Source organism: Shinella sp. 838, from assembly GCF_029623935.1.
GTDB lineage: Bacteria > Pseudomonadota > Alphaproteobacteria > Rhizobiales > Rhizobiaceae > Shinella.
In genome coordinates this window covers 303,185-318,124 of the sequence record NZ_JARSBQ010000003.1, presented here as the reverse complement: position 1 = coordinate 318,124, position 14,940 = coordinate 303,185, and the positions used below count along the sequence as shown (strand labels likewise).

13 protein-coding genes and 1 tRNA gene are annotated in these 14,940 nt (G+C 63.7%); 4 read left to right on the top strand and 10 right to left on the bottom strand.

Features of this window, described 5'->3' with window-relative positions:
- Positions 1 to 12 precede the first annotated feature (12 nt).
- From phoB to phoR, 7 genes are all read right to left on the bottom strand, one after another.
- Positions 13 to 696: a phosphate regulon transcriptional regulator PhoB gene (gene phoB, locus P9A16_RS13080; RefSeq protein ID WP_023511852.1), complete on the bottom strand. Its 684-nt coding sequence runs from the start codon at positions 694 to 696 to the stop codon at positions 13 to 15.
- Positions 697 to 714: 18 nt separating this feature from the next.
- Positions 715 to 1,443 (bottom strand): phosphate signaling complex protein PhoU, encoded by a 729-nt coding sequence (gene phoU / locus P9A16_RS13075; protein WP_024270208.1) that lies wholly within the window; start codon positions 1,441 to 1,443, stop codon positions 715 to 717.
- Between the two features lie 51 nt (positions 1,444 to 1,494).
- The gene (gene pstB / locus P9A16_RS13070) at positions 1,495 to 2,310 is read right to left on the bottom strand and encodes a phosphate ABC transporter ATP-binding protein PstB (protein WP_024270209.1); all 816 of its coding nucleotides are present in this window, start codon (positions 2,308 to 2,310) and stop codon (positions 1,495 to 1,497) included.
- Positions 2,311 to 2,323: 13 nt separating this feature from the next.
- The gene (pstA, locus tag P9A16_RS13065; RefSeq protein WP_023512170.1) at positions 2,324 to 3,652 is read right to left on the bottom strand and encodes a phosphate ABC transporter permease PstA; all 1,329 of its coding nucleotides are present in this window, start codon (positions 3,650 to 3,652) and stop codon (positions 2,324 to 2,326) included.
- Positions 3,649 to 5,133, bottom strand: coding sequence for a phosphate ABC transporter permease subunit PstC (pstC, locus tag P9A16_RS13060; RefSeq protein ID WP_023512171.1), 1,485 nt, complete (start codon positions 5,131 to 5,133; stop codon positions 3,649 to 3,651). Before pstC ends, pstA begins: the two co-directional genes overlap by 4 nt.
- 120 nt (positions 5,134 to 5,253) lie before the next feature.
- Positions 5,254 to 6,288 carry a substrate-binding domain-containing protein gene (locus P9A16_RS13055; RefSeq protein WP_023512172.1) on the bottom strand — a complete coding sequence of 345 codons (1,035 nt, stop codon included), beginning with the start codon at positions 6,286 to 6,288 and terminating at the stop codon, positions 5,254 to 5,256.
- Positions 6,289 to 6,474: 186 nt separating this feature from the next.
- On the bottom strand, positions 6,475 to 7,770 hold the full coding sequence (gene phoR, locus P9A16_RS13050; protein ID WP_023512173.1) for a phosphate regulon sensor histidine kinase PhoR: 1,296 nt from the start codon (positions 7,768 to 7,770) through the stop codon (positions 6,475 to 6,477).
- A gap of 144 nt (positions 7,771 to 7,914) precedes the next feature.
- Here phoR and ppk2 point away from each other — a divergent pair, with 144 nt between their 5' ends.
- Positions 7,915 to 8,796: a polyphosphate kinase 2 gene (gene ppk2, locus P9A16_RS13045; protein WP_278025725.1), complete on the top strand. Its 882-nt coding sequence runs from the start codon at positions 7,915 to 7,917 to the stop codon at positions 8,794 to 8,796.
- Positions 8,797 to 8,808: 12 nt separating this feature from the next.
- Here ppk2 and P9A16_RS13040 read toward each other — a convergent pair whose 3' ends face one another.
- Complete coding sequence (locus tag P9A16_RS13040; RefSeq protein WP_023512175.1) at positions 8,809 to 9,969, bottom strand: hypothetical protein; 1,161 nt, start codon at positions 9,967 to 9,969, stop codon at positions 8,809 to 8,811.
- 368 nt (positions 9,970 to 10,337) lie between these two features.
- On the opposite strand from P9A16_RS13040, the gene P9A16_RS13035 reads away from it, so the two are divergent.
- From P9A16_RS13035 to P9A16_RS13025, 3 genes are all read left to right on the top strand, one after another.
- Complete coding sequence (locus P9A16_RS13035) at positions 10,338 to 11,309, top strand: NAD(P)H-dependent flavin oxidoreductase (RefSeq protein ID WP_023512176.1); 972 nt, start codon at positions 10,338 to 10,340, stop codon at positions 11,307 to 11,309.
- A gap of 116 nt (positions 11,310 to 11,425) precedes the next feature.
- Positions 11,426 to 11,501: transfer RNA gene (locus tag P9A16_RS13030), tRNA-Thr, on the top strand.
- Between the two features lie 267 nt (positions 11,502 to 11,768).
- Complete coding sequence (locus tag P9A16_RS13025) at positions 11,769 to 13,211, top strand: putative Ig domain-containing protein (protein ID WP_278025724.1); 1,443 nt, start codon at positions 11,769 to 11,771, stop codon at positions 13,209 to 13,211.
- 100 nt (positions 13,212 to 13,311) lie between these two features.
- Here P9A16_RS13025 and P9A16_RS13020 read toward each other — a convergent pair whose 3' ends face one another.
- Both P9A16_RS13020 and P9A16_RS13015 read right to left on the bottom strand, forming a co-directional pair.
- Positions 13,312 to 14,490 (bottom strand): DUF3095 domain-containing protein, encoded by a 1,179-nt coding sequence (locus P9A16_RS13020; RefSeq protein WP_023512274.1) that lies wholly within the window; start codon positions 14,488 to 14,490, stop codon positions 13,312 to 13,314.
- A 132-nt stretch (positions 14,491 to 14,622) separates the two neighbouring features.
- Entirely contained in the window at positions 14,623 to 14,859 is a 237-nt protein-coding gene (locus P9A16_RS13015; RefSeq protein ID WP_023512275.1) for a DUF4189 domain-containing protein, read from the bottom strand.
- Positions 14,860 to 14,940: the final 81 nt, after the last annotated feature.

Sequence of the window (14,940 nt, the reverse complement as noted above, 5' to 3'; positions counted from 1 at the left end):
AATTCCGTTCGCTCAGGTTTCCAGCGAATAGCCGGCGCCGCGGACCGTGCGGATGACGTCCTGCATGTTGGCGAAGTTGAGCGCCTTCCGTAGGCGCCCGACATGCACGTCGACGGTGCGCTCGTCGACATAAATGTCATGGCCCCAGACCCCGTCGAGAAGCTGCGAGCGTGAGAAGACGCGGCCGGGCGAGGTCATCAGGAACTCCAGAAGGCGGAACTCCGTCGGGCCAAGGCGGACCTCGCGGGTGCGACGATGGACGCGGTGCGTCTCGCGGTCGAGCTCGATGTCGCCGCAGCGCAGCACCGTCGAGACAACCTCGGGCTTGGCACGGCGCAGCATCGCCCGCACGCGGGCAACCAGTTCCGGCGTCGAGAAGGGCTTGACGACATAGTCGTCCGCACCGGTGGCAAGCCCGCGCACGCGCTCGCTCTCCTCGCCGCGCGCCGTCAGCATGATGATCGGCAGGCGTTCGGTTTCCGGGCGCTGGCGCAGGCGTCGGCACAGCTCGATGCCGGAAACGCCCGGAAGCATCCAGTCGAGGATGAGGAGATCCGGCATGCGCTCCTGCAAGCGCATCTCGGCCTCGTCACCGTTCAGGATCGTATCGACCTCGAAACCTTCCGCTTCCAGATTGTAACGGAGGAGAACGCTCAGGGCCTCCTCGTCTTCCACGACGGCAATTCTGGGCACCATGGAGTTGAACCTTGCTCTTTACTCGGACGCGTCGGCGACATCGGCCGCGACGACGGAGGTCGAGGTATCGTCCTTCGGACGCTCACCTTCCGGCTGCGAGCCTGTTGCCATGTAGTAGATGGTTTCGGCGATGTTGGTCGCGTGGTCGCCGATGCGCTCGATGTTCTTGGCGCAGAACAGGAGATGCGTGCAGGGCGTGATGTTGCGCGGGTCTTCCATCATGTAGGTCAGGAGTTCGCGGAACAGCGAGGTATAGATCGCGTCGATCTCGTCGTCGCGCTCGCGGATCGCCTTGGCCTTCTCGATTGAGCGGGTGGCATAGACGTCGAGCACTTCCTTGAGCTGCATCAGCGCGAGCTCGGCAAGATGCTCCAGGCCGCGGGCGAGCTTGCGGGGCATGCCCGAGCTCTGGACGGCGATGACGCGCTTGGCGGTGTTCTTTCCGAGATCGCCGACGCGCTCCAGTTCGGCCGCGATACGGATCGCGCCCATGATTTCGCGCAGGTCCGCCGCCATCGGCTGGCGCTTGGCGATGGTGACGATCGCCTTGTCGTTGATCTGGCGCTCTGCCGTATCGAGGATGACGTCCTCGGAGATCACCTTCTGGGCCAGCGCCGCGTCGGTCGTGACGAGGGCGCGGACGGAATCGGCGACCATCTGCTCGGCGGTGCCGCCCATTTCGGAGATGCGGCGGGACAGGTATTTCAGTTCTTCGTCGTAGATGGAGACGATGTGGCTCGATGACATGGCTCAGTCCTTAATGCGCTCGGGTTCCAGGGATGCTCGGCGACGAAGGCGTCAGCCGAAGCGGCCCATGATGTAGTCCTGCGTGCGCTGGTCATCCGGGTTGGTGAACATCTTGTCGGTGTCGTTCTCCTCGACGAGGTTGCCGAGGTGGAACATGGCGGTGCGCTGCGAGACGCGGGCCGCCTGCTGCATCGAGTGCGTCACGATGACGATGGTGAAGTTCGCGCGCAGTTCATGGATCAGTTCCTCGACCTTGGCGGTCGCGATCGGGTCGAGCGCCGAGCAGGGCTCGTCCATGAGGATGACTTCCGGGCTGACGGCGACGGCGCGGGCGATGCACAGGCGCTGCTGCTGGCCGCCGGAAAGGCCCGTGCCGCCTTCATGCAGGCGATCCTTCACCTCGTTCCACAGGCCGGCCTTCTGAAGGCTCTGCTCGACGATGGCGTCCATATCGGCCTTCCCCTTGGCGAGACCGTGGATACGCGGGCCATAAGCGACATTCTCGTAGATCGACTTCGGGAACGGGTTCGGCTTCTGGAAGACCATGCCGACGCGGGCACGCAGCTCCACGACGTCGATGTTCGGATCGTAGATATCGTCCGTATCGAGCGTGATGCGGCCGGTGACGCGGCAACCGTCGATCGTGTCGTTCATGCGGTTCAGCGTGCGCAGGAAGGTCGACTTGCCGCAGCCCGACGGGCCGATAAGGGCGGTCACCGTGTTTTCGCGAACATTGAGGTTCACATCGTAGAGGGCGCGCTTCTCGCCGTAATAGACCGAGACGTCCTTGCCGATCATCTTGTAGGAAATGTCGTTCATTTTCTTGTCCAGCGCTTTCTCGACTGCTGCTTCTGACATCATGTTCATATGACCGGTCCTTCTACCAGCGCCGTTCGAAACGGCGGCGCAACAGGATGGCGCCAACATTCATGAGGATGAGGAAGATGAGGAGCACGATGATGGCTCCGGAGGTGCGCTCGACGAAGGCGCGTTCCGCCTCGTTGGCCCACATGTAGATCTGCACCGGAAGCGCCGTCGCAGGGTCCATCGGCGTTGCCGGAACATCGGCGACGAAGGCGACCATGCCGATGAGAAGCAGCGGGGCAGTTTCACCGAGTGCGTGAGCAAGACCGATGATCGTGCCCGTCAGGATGCCGGGCATCGCGAGCGGCAGGACATGGTGGAACACGGTCTGCATCTTCGAGGCACCGAGGCCAAGCGCAGCCGAGCGGATCGATGGCGGCACGGCTTTCAGCGCGGCACGGGTCGCGATGATGATCGTCGGCAGCGTCATGAGGGTCAGCACCAGGCCGCCGACGAGGGCCGCCGAGCGCGGGAAGCCCGCGAAGTTGACAAAGACAGCAAGGCCGAGAAGACCGTAGACGATGGACGGTACGGCGGCGAGGTTGTTGATGTTCACCTCGATAAGGTCCGTGAACCGGTTCTTCGGAGCGAACTCCTCCAGATAGATCGAGGCAGCGACACCGATCGGCAGGGAGAGCACGAGCACGATCAGCATCATGTAGAGCGAGCCGATCGCTGCGACACCAACGCCGGCAGCCTCCGGACGGCTCGATGCGCCATTGGTGAAGAGGCCGGTGTTGAAATGTTTGGCGAGCGCGCCGCTTTCGGCGAGCGTGTTCATCCAGCCGACCTGCTTGTCGGAGACCTTGCGGTTCGTTTCCGGCACGGCGAGGTCGATCTGGCCCTTGAAGGCGGAGTCGAGGTCACCATGGGCAAGGAACGTCACGGTCTTCGTCGTGCCGATGATCGCGGGATCGGCGGTGACGAGATCGCGCAACTGCACGCGCACGCTGTCCGAAATCATGCCGTTGACCGCCTTCAGGCCGGCCCGGTCCTTTTCGTCGACGCCCAGCACCTTGGCGAGCGCATTGCGGGCAACGATCGGGTAGTTCGCCGTAACCAGCTTCTGCGGGTTGGTGGCACGCTCGTTGTTCTTGTCGATGACCTGTTCGGAGAACTCGACCGGAATGGTGATCATCGTCTGCTGAAACGCGGTGTAGCCCTTGGAGACGACCGAAAACAGCAGGAGGAACAGGAAGAGCAGACCGAAGGCAATCGCAGCCATGCCGTAGAGGCGGAAGCGGCGTTCGGCGGCATAGCGGCGACCAAGGCCGATATCGCGGCGTTCGGGTTTGGCGGCAACGCCGAGGGCGGCCATCGAAGGGCTCGTGGAGACCTGGCTCATTCGTACTGCTCCCGGTATTTGCGCACGATGTAGAGGGCATAGATGTTAAGGCAGAGCGTGATGACGAAGAGCGTGATGCCGAGCGCGAAGGCCACCAGCGTCTGAGGCGAGGTGAATTCGAGGTCGCCCGTCAGCTGGTTGACGATCTTGACCGTCACCGTCGTCATCGGTTCGAAGGGGTTGAGCTGCATGCGGGCGGCAACACCGGCGGCAAGCACCACGATCATGGTTTCGCCGACGGCACGCGAGGCGGTCATCAGCAGCGCGCCGACGATGCCCGGCAGGGCGGCCGGCAGGATGACGCGCTTGATGGTCTCCGACCGCGTCGCGCCGAGGCCGAGCGAACCGTCACGCAGGGCGCGCGGAACGGCGGTGATGATATCGTCCGACAGCGAGGAGACATAGGGGATCAGCATGATGCCCATGACGATGCCGGCGGTCAGCACGCTCTGCGCCTGGATGAAGTTGGCATAGTTGCCGGTGACGAGGCCGTTCAGCTGGGCGGAGATGTCGCGCAGGAACGGGCCGACCGTGATGAGGGCAAAGAAGCCGTACACGATGGTCGGGATGCCGGCGAGCACTTCGAGCAGCGGCTTGGCGATCGAGCGGACCGTGCGCGAGGCATATTCCGACATGTAGATGGCGGCGAAGAGACCGACCGGCACGGCGACGAGCATGGCGACGAAGCCGATGTAAAGCGTGCCGGCAAGCAGCGGGATCAGGCCGAACTGACCGGAGGAATCCGTGGCACCGGCAGCAGCGAAACGCGGATCCCAGGTCGTGCCGAAGAAGAATTCCCAGGCCGGGACCATGTTGAAGAAGCTGATCGCCTCCGTCGCCATCGAGGCAACGATGCCGACTGTCGTCAGGATCGCGATCGACGAAGCAACGATGAGGCCGACCAGCATGACGCCTTCGACGCGGTTGCGGGCGCGGAACTTCGGCGCGATCGCGCGGTAGGCGAAAGCGCCGCCGGCAAGTGCGGCAACCACGACCAGGATCGACAGGAAGGTGCTGCTTGCCGTCGTCATGCGGTTGAGATCGTCGGCAGCCGTCAGCATGTAGGGCGCAGGATCCGCGGCGAGCGGCACGCCCTTGCTGCCGAGCACCTGGCGGGCGGCGGCACCGTCCTTGAACAGCGCATCGCGCTCCTCGGCGGAGAGCAACTTGAAGCCGCGGGCGATGGCGCCGATCATGTTGTAGTTGAGGTTCTGCGTCGCCTGCGGCTCGGCCTTCACCTCATCGGGAAAGCCGGCGCGAACCGTCGAGCCGATATAGATCGGGCTCGCAATGATCCAGACCAACAGGAGGGCGATGGCCGGAAGCATGGACCAGATGGCGACGAAGGAGCCGTAGTAACCCGGCCGGGAATGAAGATTGGAAAGCTTGCCGCCGGCAAGCGCGTTGGCGCGCCAGCTGCCAATAAGATAGCCCACCACGCCGATCACGGCGACGACGAGCAGAAGAAGGGAAATACTCATTGAGGAAATTCTCCCGGCGAGACCACCCGCCCCGACCTTTCGACAGACGCGGGCAAAACCGCCCGAAAGAGAGCGGCCGGCGCGACCTCTCCTGGGAGAAACCGCGCCGGCCGAAGCCAGTTACATGATCTTGCCGTCGACGAAGGCCTTGCGGATCTCTTCGCGCTCGGCATCAGGAGCGGCGACGAGGCCGTATTCAGCCAGCGGGGAGTCCGGGCCGATCATGTCGTCGCTCGTGAAGAACTCGACATATTCCTTCAGGCCCGGGATGACGCCGAGATGCGCCTTCTTGACGTAGAAGAACAGCGGACGGGAAACCGGGTATTCGCCGGAAGCGATCGTCTCGGTCGACGGAACGATGCCGCTGACGGTGGCAACCTTCAGCTTGTCGGCGTTGTTTTCGTAGAAGGACAGGCCGAACACGCCGATACCGGACTTGTTGGCGGCGATACGGGCGAGCGTTTCCGTGTAGTCGCCGTCGATGTCGACAGCCAGACCGTCCTTGCGAACGGCGACGCACTTGGAATGCTGTTCCTTTTCATCGGCAACGGCAGCCTTGATGACGTCCTGGGCGCCCGAGTCCTTGCAGCCCTTGGCGAGGATCTTCTCTTCGAAGACTTCGCGGGTGCCGTGCTTTTCGCCCGGGATGTAGGCGGCGATTTCGGCGTCCGGCAGGTCCTTGTTGACTTCCGACCACTTCTTGTAGGGGTTGGCAACAAGCTTGCCATCGACGACGACTTCGGCGGCGAGCGCCTGGTAGAGATCCTTCGGCTCGAGCTTCAGGTCGGCATTGCCGCTGTCGGTGGCGAAGACGATGCCGTCATAGCCGATCTTGACTTCCTGGATCTCGGTCACGCCGGCCGCCTTGCAGGCCTCAACTTCGCTGTCCTTGATCGGGCGCGAGGAGTTGGCGATGTCGATAGTGTTCGGGCCGACGCCCTTGCAGAATTCCTTCAGACCGCCCGAGGAGCCGCCGGATTCGACGATCGGGGTCTTGAAGTCGGGGAAGGTCTCGCCGAACGTCTCGGCGACAATCTTGGCATAGGGAAGAACGGTGGAGGAGCCGGCGATCTGGACCTGGTCGCGCGCGACGGCAACGCCTGCGAATGCGGCGGAGGCAACAAGCGCCGCAACAGTGAGCTTAAGAGATTTCATCTGGGTTCTCCCGAAGAGGACATGTGTGGTGCGCTGTTCTGCGCTCTCTGCCGTTGACCGGCGGCTCTTCTCTAGCCCCCGTTCGCCCTCTCTTTTATGTCAGTTTGACGAAACATTTGTGACACATCAAGCAATTGAAATTGCTTGTCTATTTTTATCGACACGACGAAAGCGTCGCCCTTTGTGTCAGAACTTGACGGTAAAGACCGTGCCCTTGCCCACCTCGGACTTCACCACGAGACGTGCCCGGTGGCGGGTGAGGATGTGCTTGACGATGGCCAGACCGAGGCCTGTACCCTTCTTGGACCGGCTCGCTTCCACGTTAACCCGGTAGAAACGTTCGGTGATGCGCGGCACGTGTTCCGGGGGTATGCCGGGGCCGTAGTCGGTGACGGAGAGCTCGACCGGGACAACGCCGCCACCGGACAGAACCACGTCGACCCGCTTGCCTTCCTGGCCGTACTTGCAGGCATTCTCGATGAGGTTTTCAAAAACCTCGACCAGCTCGTCGCGCTCACCCGGCACAGTGACGGGATGTTTGGGCAGGTCCAGCACGACCTCCACGCCGAGGTCGGAGGCGAGCGGCTGCAGGCTGTCGCGCACATGGCCGAGCAGCGGCACGAGATCGACGGTCTGGTCCGGCGTCAGGTTCGAGCGCAGTTCAAGGCGGGAGAGCGACAGCAGATCGTCGACAAGGCGGCTCATGCGCGTCGCCTGTTCGTGCATGATGCCGAGGAAGCGTTCATGCGCCTTCACGTCGTTCTTGGCCGGCCCCTGCAGGGTCTCGATGAAGCCGCGCAGCGAGGCGAGCGGCGTGCGCAACTCGTGGCTGGCATTGGCGACGAAATCGGAACGCATGCGATCGATGCGACGCGCCTGCGAGACATCCCGAAAGGTCAGCAGCCAGAGGGGTTCGCTCATCCGTTCGGCAAGCGGCGCAATGCGCACGACATAGACGGTCTCCGACGGCAGGCGCTCGGCGTGCTCGGTCTCGCGCGGTTGGCCGCTGGCGATCGCGTCACGCACCATGTCGAGAATACCGGGGGCGCGGATGCGGCCGGCGAGGTCGCTACCCAGCGGAATGGCGCCGAAGATCGCCTCGGCCGCGCGGTTCTGCAGCTTGACGGTCTCCCGACCCGAAAGCAGCAGGGCGGGCGCATCGAGCGCACCAAGGACCGCTGCGATGGCGGAAAGATCGTCCGCGGGCGGTACGACGACCTGAACCTCCGGCACCGGTACCGTGGAGGCCGCCATGGTCCGGCCACCGGTCTCCACCATGCGCCGCTCCGTGCGCAGCAGGCCGGCGATGACGAGCAGGAGCACGGCGAAGGACACCCAGCCGAGATGCAGGCCCGCAAGCCACATCATGAAGCCGACGAAGACGGCCGAGGCGATCAGCACCCGTTCGCCCCACAGTTGCGCCGCCAGCCAGCCGAGACCCGTCCGCTGATCCGTCACCGCCACCCATTCCCTCGCAAGCATCCTATCCTCCGCGGCCTCCATCGATTCTCCATGGATAGCGCGGCTTCATGACATGTTTTTCACGGTGCGCTTGAATTCGCAATCCGGTTGTGACCACCTTCTGCGACGCGGCATGCGCCGCACCCCGATTTGAAGGAGTGGACGATGGCGGAAAATGCCGAAAGCCGGGCCGTGGAACTGGATATCGACGGCAAGAAGCGGATCTTCGATATCGACGACCCGAACCTTCCTGAATGGATCGACAAAAAGGCCTTCGGCTCCGACGACTACCCTTACGAAAAGAAGCTCGACGACGACGAATACGAGGAAACACTCGAACAGCTCCAGATCGAGCTGGTCAAGGTACAGTTCTGGCAGCAGAAGACCGGCAAACGCATCATGGCGGTCTTCGAGGGACGCGACGCGGCGGGCAAGGGCGGCGCAATCCATGCCACCATGTCCAACATGAACCCGCGTTCGGCCCGCATCGTCGCGCTGACCAAGCCGACCGAAACCGAGCGTGGCCAATGGTATTTCCAGCGCTATGTCGCGACCTTCCCGACGGCGGGCGAGTTCGTGCTGTTCGACCGCTCCTGGTACAACCGCGCCGGCGTCGAGCCGGTCATGGGCTTCTGCACGCCGGAGCAGTACGAAAAATTCCTCAAGGCGACACCGCGCTTCGAGAAGATGATCGTCTCCGACGATATCCAGCTCTTCAAGTTCTGGCTCAATATCGGCCGAGAAATGCAGCTGAAGCGCTTCCACGACCGCCGGCACGATCCGCTCAAGGTCTGGAAGCTCTCGCCGATGGACATCGCCGCGCTCAACAAGTGGGATGACTACACCGAAAAGCGCGACCGTATGCTGAAGGAAACCCATACGGACCAGGCACCCTGGACGGTGGTGCGCGGCAACGACAAGCGCCGGGCTCGCCTCAACCTCATCCGCCACATCCTCACAACGCTCGATTACGAGGGCAAGGACGAGAAGGCGATCGGCGAGATCGACAAGAAGATCGTCGGCGCGGGGCCGGGCTTCGTCAAATAGACAGCAGCCGGCTCATTCGCCCGGCAGGATGCGGACGGCATAGAGGTTCACGCTCGCATCCCCGCCGGTAATGTCGCTGTTGAGCAGCAGCTGGCCTGGCTCGCTCGGCGAGAGCGAGCCTTCGAACTCCACCTGAAACAGGACGTCGGTACGCTCCGACACCGTGAAACGGTGGCGCCCGCAGCCCCCCATCGTGCCGAAGTCGCATTCGACGGTCACCTGGACCGGCTTGTCACCGACCGCCTGCAGCGTCATGGCGATCGTCGATGTCTTGCCGCCCATTTCACCGAGAACATCCGGTGATACCGCGATCTCGACCGCGCCGTCACGCTCGGGATTGGTGGACGTGACGCGCACCGCCGGACCTTCGCTCGTGCTCACCGCCTCGAAACGGCCGGCCGGCCCCGCCGAGAGCTTTTCCGTCTCGGCCGGCGCGAAGACCGCGCGCCAGTCGGCGGTAAAGCGGCTCTGCGTGTCGAGCGCCTTCTTGATCGGGTCCTCCCCCGCAAAATCCTCGCCCGAGACCGTCGCCGGCGGCGTGGAATTGTCCGCGCCGTTCTGCAACTCCTCGAGCAGACCGCTCGTCTGCACCCACCAGGCCAGGGCGCCGAAGGCGGCAATCAGTGTGGCGACCACCAGCAGGAAGGAGAACAGCCGACCGCGGCGCTTGCGCGGCTTGGCGGCGCGTTCAGGCTTGAAGTCCGTGGCTTCCGCCGCAGCCGCAACGTCGCCGGCGCTCGCCGCCTTGCCGCCCTTGCCAAAGCCATCCGCACGTTCCGGCCGGATGGCACCGATATCGCTGGTCGCGGGCTGTTCGGCCTCCACGCGCCGTTCCGTCTCGACACGCGGCCCGGTATCGAGCACCGGCTCAGGCCTTATCTCACGTTCGACGCGCATCACCGGCTCCGGCCGCGTCTCGACGACCGGATCCACGTGAACGTCATGATTGGGAATGGCGGCAAGCCCGGCGCGTTCTTCCGCCTCGATCTGGTGAATGGTCGCTTCCAGCCGGTGGCGCTGGGCGGTGATCGTCTCGGGATCACTGATCTCCTGCTTGCGCAGGCCCGCCTCAAGCGCATTGCGCGCCGACTGGTAGATGCGCGCCCGAACCTCGGCATTGGCGCGCTCGGAGCGCGCCAGCGCGTTTCTGATTGCCGTTTCCAGTCCGCTCACATCCGACCCTTCTGCGGGAACCGCCCAACACGCGGCGAAGATACACCTGTGGAAAGAGCCCTACTTTCCGGCTTTCGTTAGCTTTTGCGTAACGTTTGCCGGGAATTTGCGCAAGCCTTCCCGCGGAAACTGCCCGCCCTTCACCGGGGAAAAGCGATGGCGGGACGCCACGCACTCCGCCGAGCCGGACCTTTCCGCCGTCCCGGCCGGAGACCCCGCCCCCTTTTTTCTTTCCGGGGGATTCCAGCACCCGTCCGCACATGTGTGTCGCCGCCGGCAGGGAGGCAGCCATCGCCCCTTTTCAGAACACCATCCCGCTGCTATGGTTTTGACGTTTCCGTAAACGTCAAAAATACAGGACATCCCTCATGGCCCTGCCCGCGATTCTCAAGGACAAGCTGCGCCTGCCCGTCGTCGGCGCACCGCTCTTCATCGTCTCGCATCCCGCGCTGACCCTCGCACAATGCAAGGCCGGTGTCATCGGCGCCTTTCCGGCCTTGAATGCCCGCCCGGAATCCCAGCTCGACGAGTGGCTTGCAGAGATCACGGAAGGCCTTGCCGCGCACGACGCGAAGAACCCCGATCGCCCCGCCGCCCCCTTTGCCGTCAACCAGATCGTCCATCGCTCCAACACGCGGCTCGAGCATGACCTTGCCATGTGCGTCAAATACAAGGTGCCTGTCGTCATTTCCTCGCTCGGCGCCGTGCCGGAGGTGAATGCAGCGATCCATTCCTATGGCGGCATCGTGCTGCACGACGTCATCAACAACCGCCATGCCCAATCGGCGATCCGAAAAGGTGCGGACGGGCTCATCGCGGTTGCCGCCGGCGCTGGCGGCCATGCCGGCACGCTCTCGCCCTTCGCCCTGATCCAGGAAATCCGCGAATGGTTCGACGGCCCTCTCCTGCTGTCCGGCGCGATCGCGACGGGTGGCGCGATCCTCGCGGCCGAAGCGATGGGCGCCGACATGGCCTATATCGGTTCGCCCTTCATCGCAACGAGCGAGGCCCGCGCCAGTGAAGCCTACAAGCAGATGATCGTCGACAGCGCCGCAGCCGACATCGTCTATTCCAACTATTTCACCGGCATCCACGGCAACTACCTGAAACCTTCGATCATCGCGGCAGGTCTCGACCCCGACCATCTGCCCGAAGCCGACCCCTCCAAGATGGATTTCGACAAGGCAACGACGGGCGCAAAGGCCTGGAAGGACATCTGGGGCTGCGGCCAGGGAATCAGCGCCGTCAAGGCGGTCGCCCCCGTCGAGGATCTCGTCACGCGGCTGGAACACGAGTACCGCGCCGCCAAAAACCGCATCCTTGCGGCCTCAGCCCCCTGATTTTGCTATATTGCACGGGAAAAATGCGGAAGTTGAAACTCCCCGCTTGAAATCTCTTCCCATTGCGGTTATCAGCGCACCCATTCCGGTCCCGACACGCTTCGGGACCCGGCAAGGCCGCTTTAGCTCAGTTGGTAGAGCACGTCATTCGTAATGACGGGGTCACGTGTTCGAGTCACGTAAGCGGCACCATTTTTCTTCTCCCCCCCGATCTTTCCGTCATAACACGGGCACGTATTAATCGACGCTCTGCGGTCGGAAGGCCGTTCATCTGCATTGCGCCGCGAGCAGCCTCCTCTCGGGGCATCACCCGGCATCTGCGTGCCATAACCCGCTGCAAGTGAAGGGCCGATCCGCCCGTCCAGATCAAAAATGGACGGAGACGCCTTCAGCGTGCCCTCGTAACCTCTGCCGCCAGAACAGACGCATCAGGTCCGGGCGAGCCAAGAGGGACACGCTATGATCATTTCAAGCAGCGCGGAAACACAGGTCAACACCTACACTTTTAGAACGCAGGATTGCCAGCAGGCGGTCGCGCTGTCAGATGGCGGCTGGGTTGTCACCTGGAGGTCCGATAGGCAGGACGGTTACCTTTCAGGCATCTACCAGCAGGCTTACAATGCCGATGGCACGACACGCGGCGCTGAAAGCCGCGTCAATACGGAAACCGTCGGCGAACAGAACCACGCCCAGATTTCGGCATTGGCGGACGGCGGCTGGGTCGTCACGTGGGTGGCCTCTCAGCAGAACACCAGCAGCGCCGAGATCCACCAGCGGGCGTTCTGGATCAATGAAGCGCCCATAGTGCAGACCATAGCCGCCCAAACGGCGACGGAAGCCCGGCCGTTCAAATTCACCTATGCGGCGAACACGTTTGTCGATCCCAATGCCATGGACAAGATCACCATCACCGCGACGCTCGCAAACGGCGACCCGCTGCCGTCCTGGCTGGTCTTCAATGCGGCGACCCGCACGTTTTCCGGCACGCCTGGCTACACCAATATCGGCGCGATCGGCATTCGCGTGACGGCAACGGATATGGAGGGCGAGACCGCTGTTTCCAGCTTCACCCTCACCGTCGAGAAGGAGACCCCGCCGGCCAAGACGATCAAGGGAACCTCCGACGATGACACGCTTCTCGGCGGCAGCCAGAAAGACGCGCTCTACGGCTACGGCGGCGACGATATCTACATCGCCGACAATGCCGATGACTATGTGGAGGAAAAGAGCGGGGAAGGCACGGATCTCGTCAAGGCCTCCGTCGATTCCACGCTCGGCGCCCATGTCGAGAACCTGAAGCTCACCGGCACGGCATCGATCGACGGAACCGGCAACGAGCTTGCCAACACGATCACCGGCAATGCCGCAAGCAATACGCTCTCCGGCGGCGCGGGCGACGACAAGCTCCTTGGCAACGATGGCGACGATGCGCTTTTCGGCGGCAGCGGCAACGACGTGCTGGCCGGTGGCAATGGGGGCGATGCGCTCTATGGCGGGGCCGGCAGCGATGCGCTTTCCGGCGGAAGCGGCAGGGACAAGCTGAGCGGCGGGGCCGGGGCCGACAAGCTCCACGGCGGCGGTGGGGCCGACATGTTCATCTTCACGTCCCTCAAGGACAGCACCGTCGCCGCAGCCGGCCGTGACACGATCTTCGATTTCAGCCGCAAGGAAGGCGACAGGATCGACCTGAAGGGCATCGACGCCAGCACGACAGCCGGCGGCAACCAGGCCTTCAGCTTCATCGGCGCGGATACGTTCAGCAAGACGGCTGGAGAACTGCGCTACGAGAGGAAGGACGGCGGCACCTATGTCTATGGCGACGTGAACGGCGATGGAAAGGCGGATTTCTCGATCCGCATCGACAGCGCCATCGACTTCACCAAGGCCGATTTCCTCCTTTGATCGCGGCGGGAGCCGGCTGGCTCCGGGAAGGGGTTGCTGGTCTTTCCGGGGCCGGCCGGCGTTGCAGACGGAGCGGCGGCGCTTCGCCGGCATCGTGTGCTCACATCTCGGCCTGCGTCAGCGTCGTGCCGCTTCCCTGCTTCTTCAGGCGGCTGGCGGCCATGGCATAACCGCCGGCCGCGCCGTCGATGAAATGCATATGGTCGCGCCGCATCGCCGTCGGCACGAAACAGGTCATCAGCGCGGAATCCTGGCGATGCAGGCCGAACCGGCAGATGCCGGCATCTGCGGCTTGCTCCAGCCGCGTTTCGATCTGGCGAAGCCGGTCCGGATCAACGTCGATGGTCATCTTGAGGCCGTCGTCGAACTTGCGGAAATCAGCGTTGCGGGCAATGTCCTGCTTGTAGATTTTCGGGTCGAAGCGGCCGAGCGTCAGGCCGAGGCGAAACAGACCGACCGTGAGAAAATATTGCCCGAGGATGAAAAGCCGGTGCCGGATGCGCCGATCCTTCGGCGCGGTTTTCGTCTCCACCGACAGGCCCACCGCCGACAGGCCGATCTCCGGGCCCTCCGGCGGCACGGGATGGCCCTCCCTTTCCTCACCGGATGCGAGCGCGACGATGTCGAGCACCATCGCCTGAAAGGCCGGCACGCTGGCCGAGCCGACGGGAACGGCGATGATCGAGACGATGGAACCGTGCCGGGAGCGGATCGGATTCCAGCGGCAGGAGAGCCCCGCAAGGTCCGGACGGGCGCCAGGCGAGGCCGGGGGAACGGCATAAAGGCCCTCCCTCATGCGGGCCTCGGCCCAGCTCGATCCGCCACCGGCAAACATCGCATAGGAGAGGTCGGGCGTGACCTGGAAACGGGCGACGCGGGCTTCGACACCCGCCGCCGCGATATCGGTAACGGGAACGAGCGCAGCGCGCAGCGTCAGCTGCAGTTCTTCGCCGACCCAGCTCTGCACCGCCGAGAGGGCGCTGCGGGCCTTCTCCACGCCCGAAGGCGGAACGGCGACGACCGCGCCGTCTCCGCCGAAGACGAAGGGGAGGTCATTGCTGCCCACCGCGTTGAGAATGGCCGAGATGACGCTGGCGCCGGCCATGTTGACCGCCTTGTAGCGCCCCGCCTCGATGGCACCGGTGGAATCGACGATATCGGCCGTCGCAAGCGCCCAGTCGGATGGCAACGGCCGATAGTTCCTGCCATCCGCCACGCCGGCGAAATCGACGAAGACGGGAAGCGTATTGAAGAACGTTTCGCTGGAAGGTTTGTTCATGTGGCGAGGCTAGCATATTCCCGCACGGCAGACGACGGCCCGGGCTTTGACCGCATCCGCAAACCCATCGGCACGATGGGTTTGCGGGCGGAAGAAAGGCGGAACTGCAGAACTGCACCCCGATGCAGACCTTCAGTCGCTCTCGTTGCATTCGGTGATTTCGCAGACGGATTCCTCCGTCGTGCGGTTCGCGCATTCGTTCAAGGCCCGTTCGCGCGCGGCGCCCTCGTTGTCGTAGTCGTAGCTGTAGCCGTAGGTCCCCTCTTCGGATACGGCAATGCAGCCCCAGGCAAGTGCCGAGCTGTGGGATACGGCAAGAGCCGTCGCAAGGACCAGGGCCGCAAGCCCTGTCCGCTTCATGGATGTCATGTGGAAGTCCCCCAAGTTGCGCGATATGCGCGGAGGAAGACTATGGCCGCGGCGGGGAAACTTGCAAGCGAATACGCGGCA

Coding starts and splice junctions, on each gene's coding strand:
- phoU (WP_024270208.1), bottom strand. CDS start 1,443: ATGTCATCGAGCCACATCGTCTCCATCTACGACGAAGAACTGAAATAC.
- pstC (WP_023512171.1), bottom strand. CDS start 5,133: ATGAGTATTTCCCTTCTTCTGCTCGTCGTCGCCGTGATCGGCGTGGTG.
- P9A16_RS13035 (WP_023512176.1), top strand. CDS start 10,338: ATGGCCCTGCCCGCGATTCTCAAGGACAAGCTGCGCCTGCCCGTCGTC.
- phoR (WP_023512173.1), bottom strand. CDS start 7,770: ATGCTTGCGAGGGAATGGGTGGCGGTGACGGATCAGCGGACGGGTCTC.
- P9A16_RS13020 (WP_023512274.1), bottom strand. CDS start 14,490: ATGAACAAACCTTCCAGCGAAACGTTCTTCAATACGCTTCCCGTCTTC.
- ppk2 (WP_278025725.1), top strand. CDS start 7,915: ATGGCGGAAAATGCCGAAAGCCGGGCCGTGGAACTGGATATCGACGGC.
- phoB (WP_023511852.1), bottom strand. CDS start 696: ATGGTGCCCAGAATTGCCGTCGTGGAAGACGAGGAGGCCCTGAGCGTT.
- P9A16_RS13025 (WP_278025724.1), top strand. CDS start 11,769: ATGATCATTTCAAGCAGCGCGGAAACACAGGTCAACACCTACACTTTT.
- pstA (WP_023512170.1), bottom strand. CDS start 3,652: ATGAGCCAGGTCTCCACGAGCCCTTCGATGGCCGCCCTCGGCGTTGCC.
- P9A16_RS13055 (WP_023512172.1), bottom strand. CDS start 6,288: ATGAAATCTCTTAAGCTCACTGTTGCGGCGCTTGTTGCCTCCGCCGCA.
- pstB (WP_024270209.1), bottom strand. CDS start 2,310: ATGAACATGATGTCAGAAGCAGCAGTCGAGAAAGCGCTGGACAAGAAA.
- P9A16_RS13015 (WP_023512275.1), bottom strand. CDS start 14,859: ATGACATCCATGAAGCGGACAGGGCTTGCGGCCCTGGTCCTTGCGACG.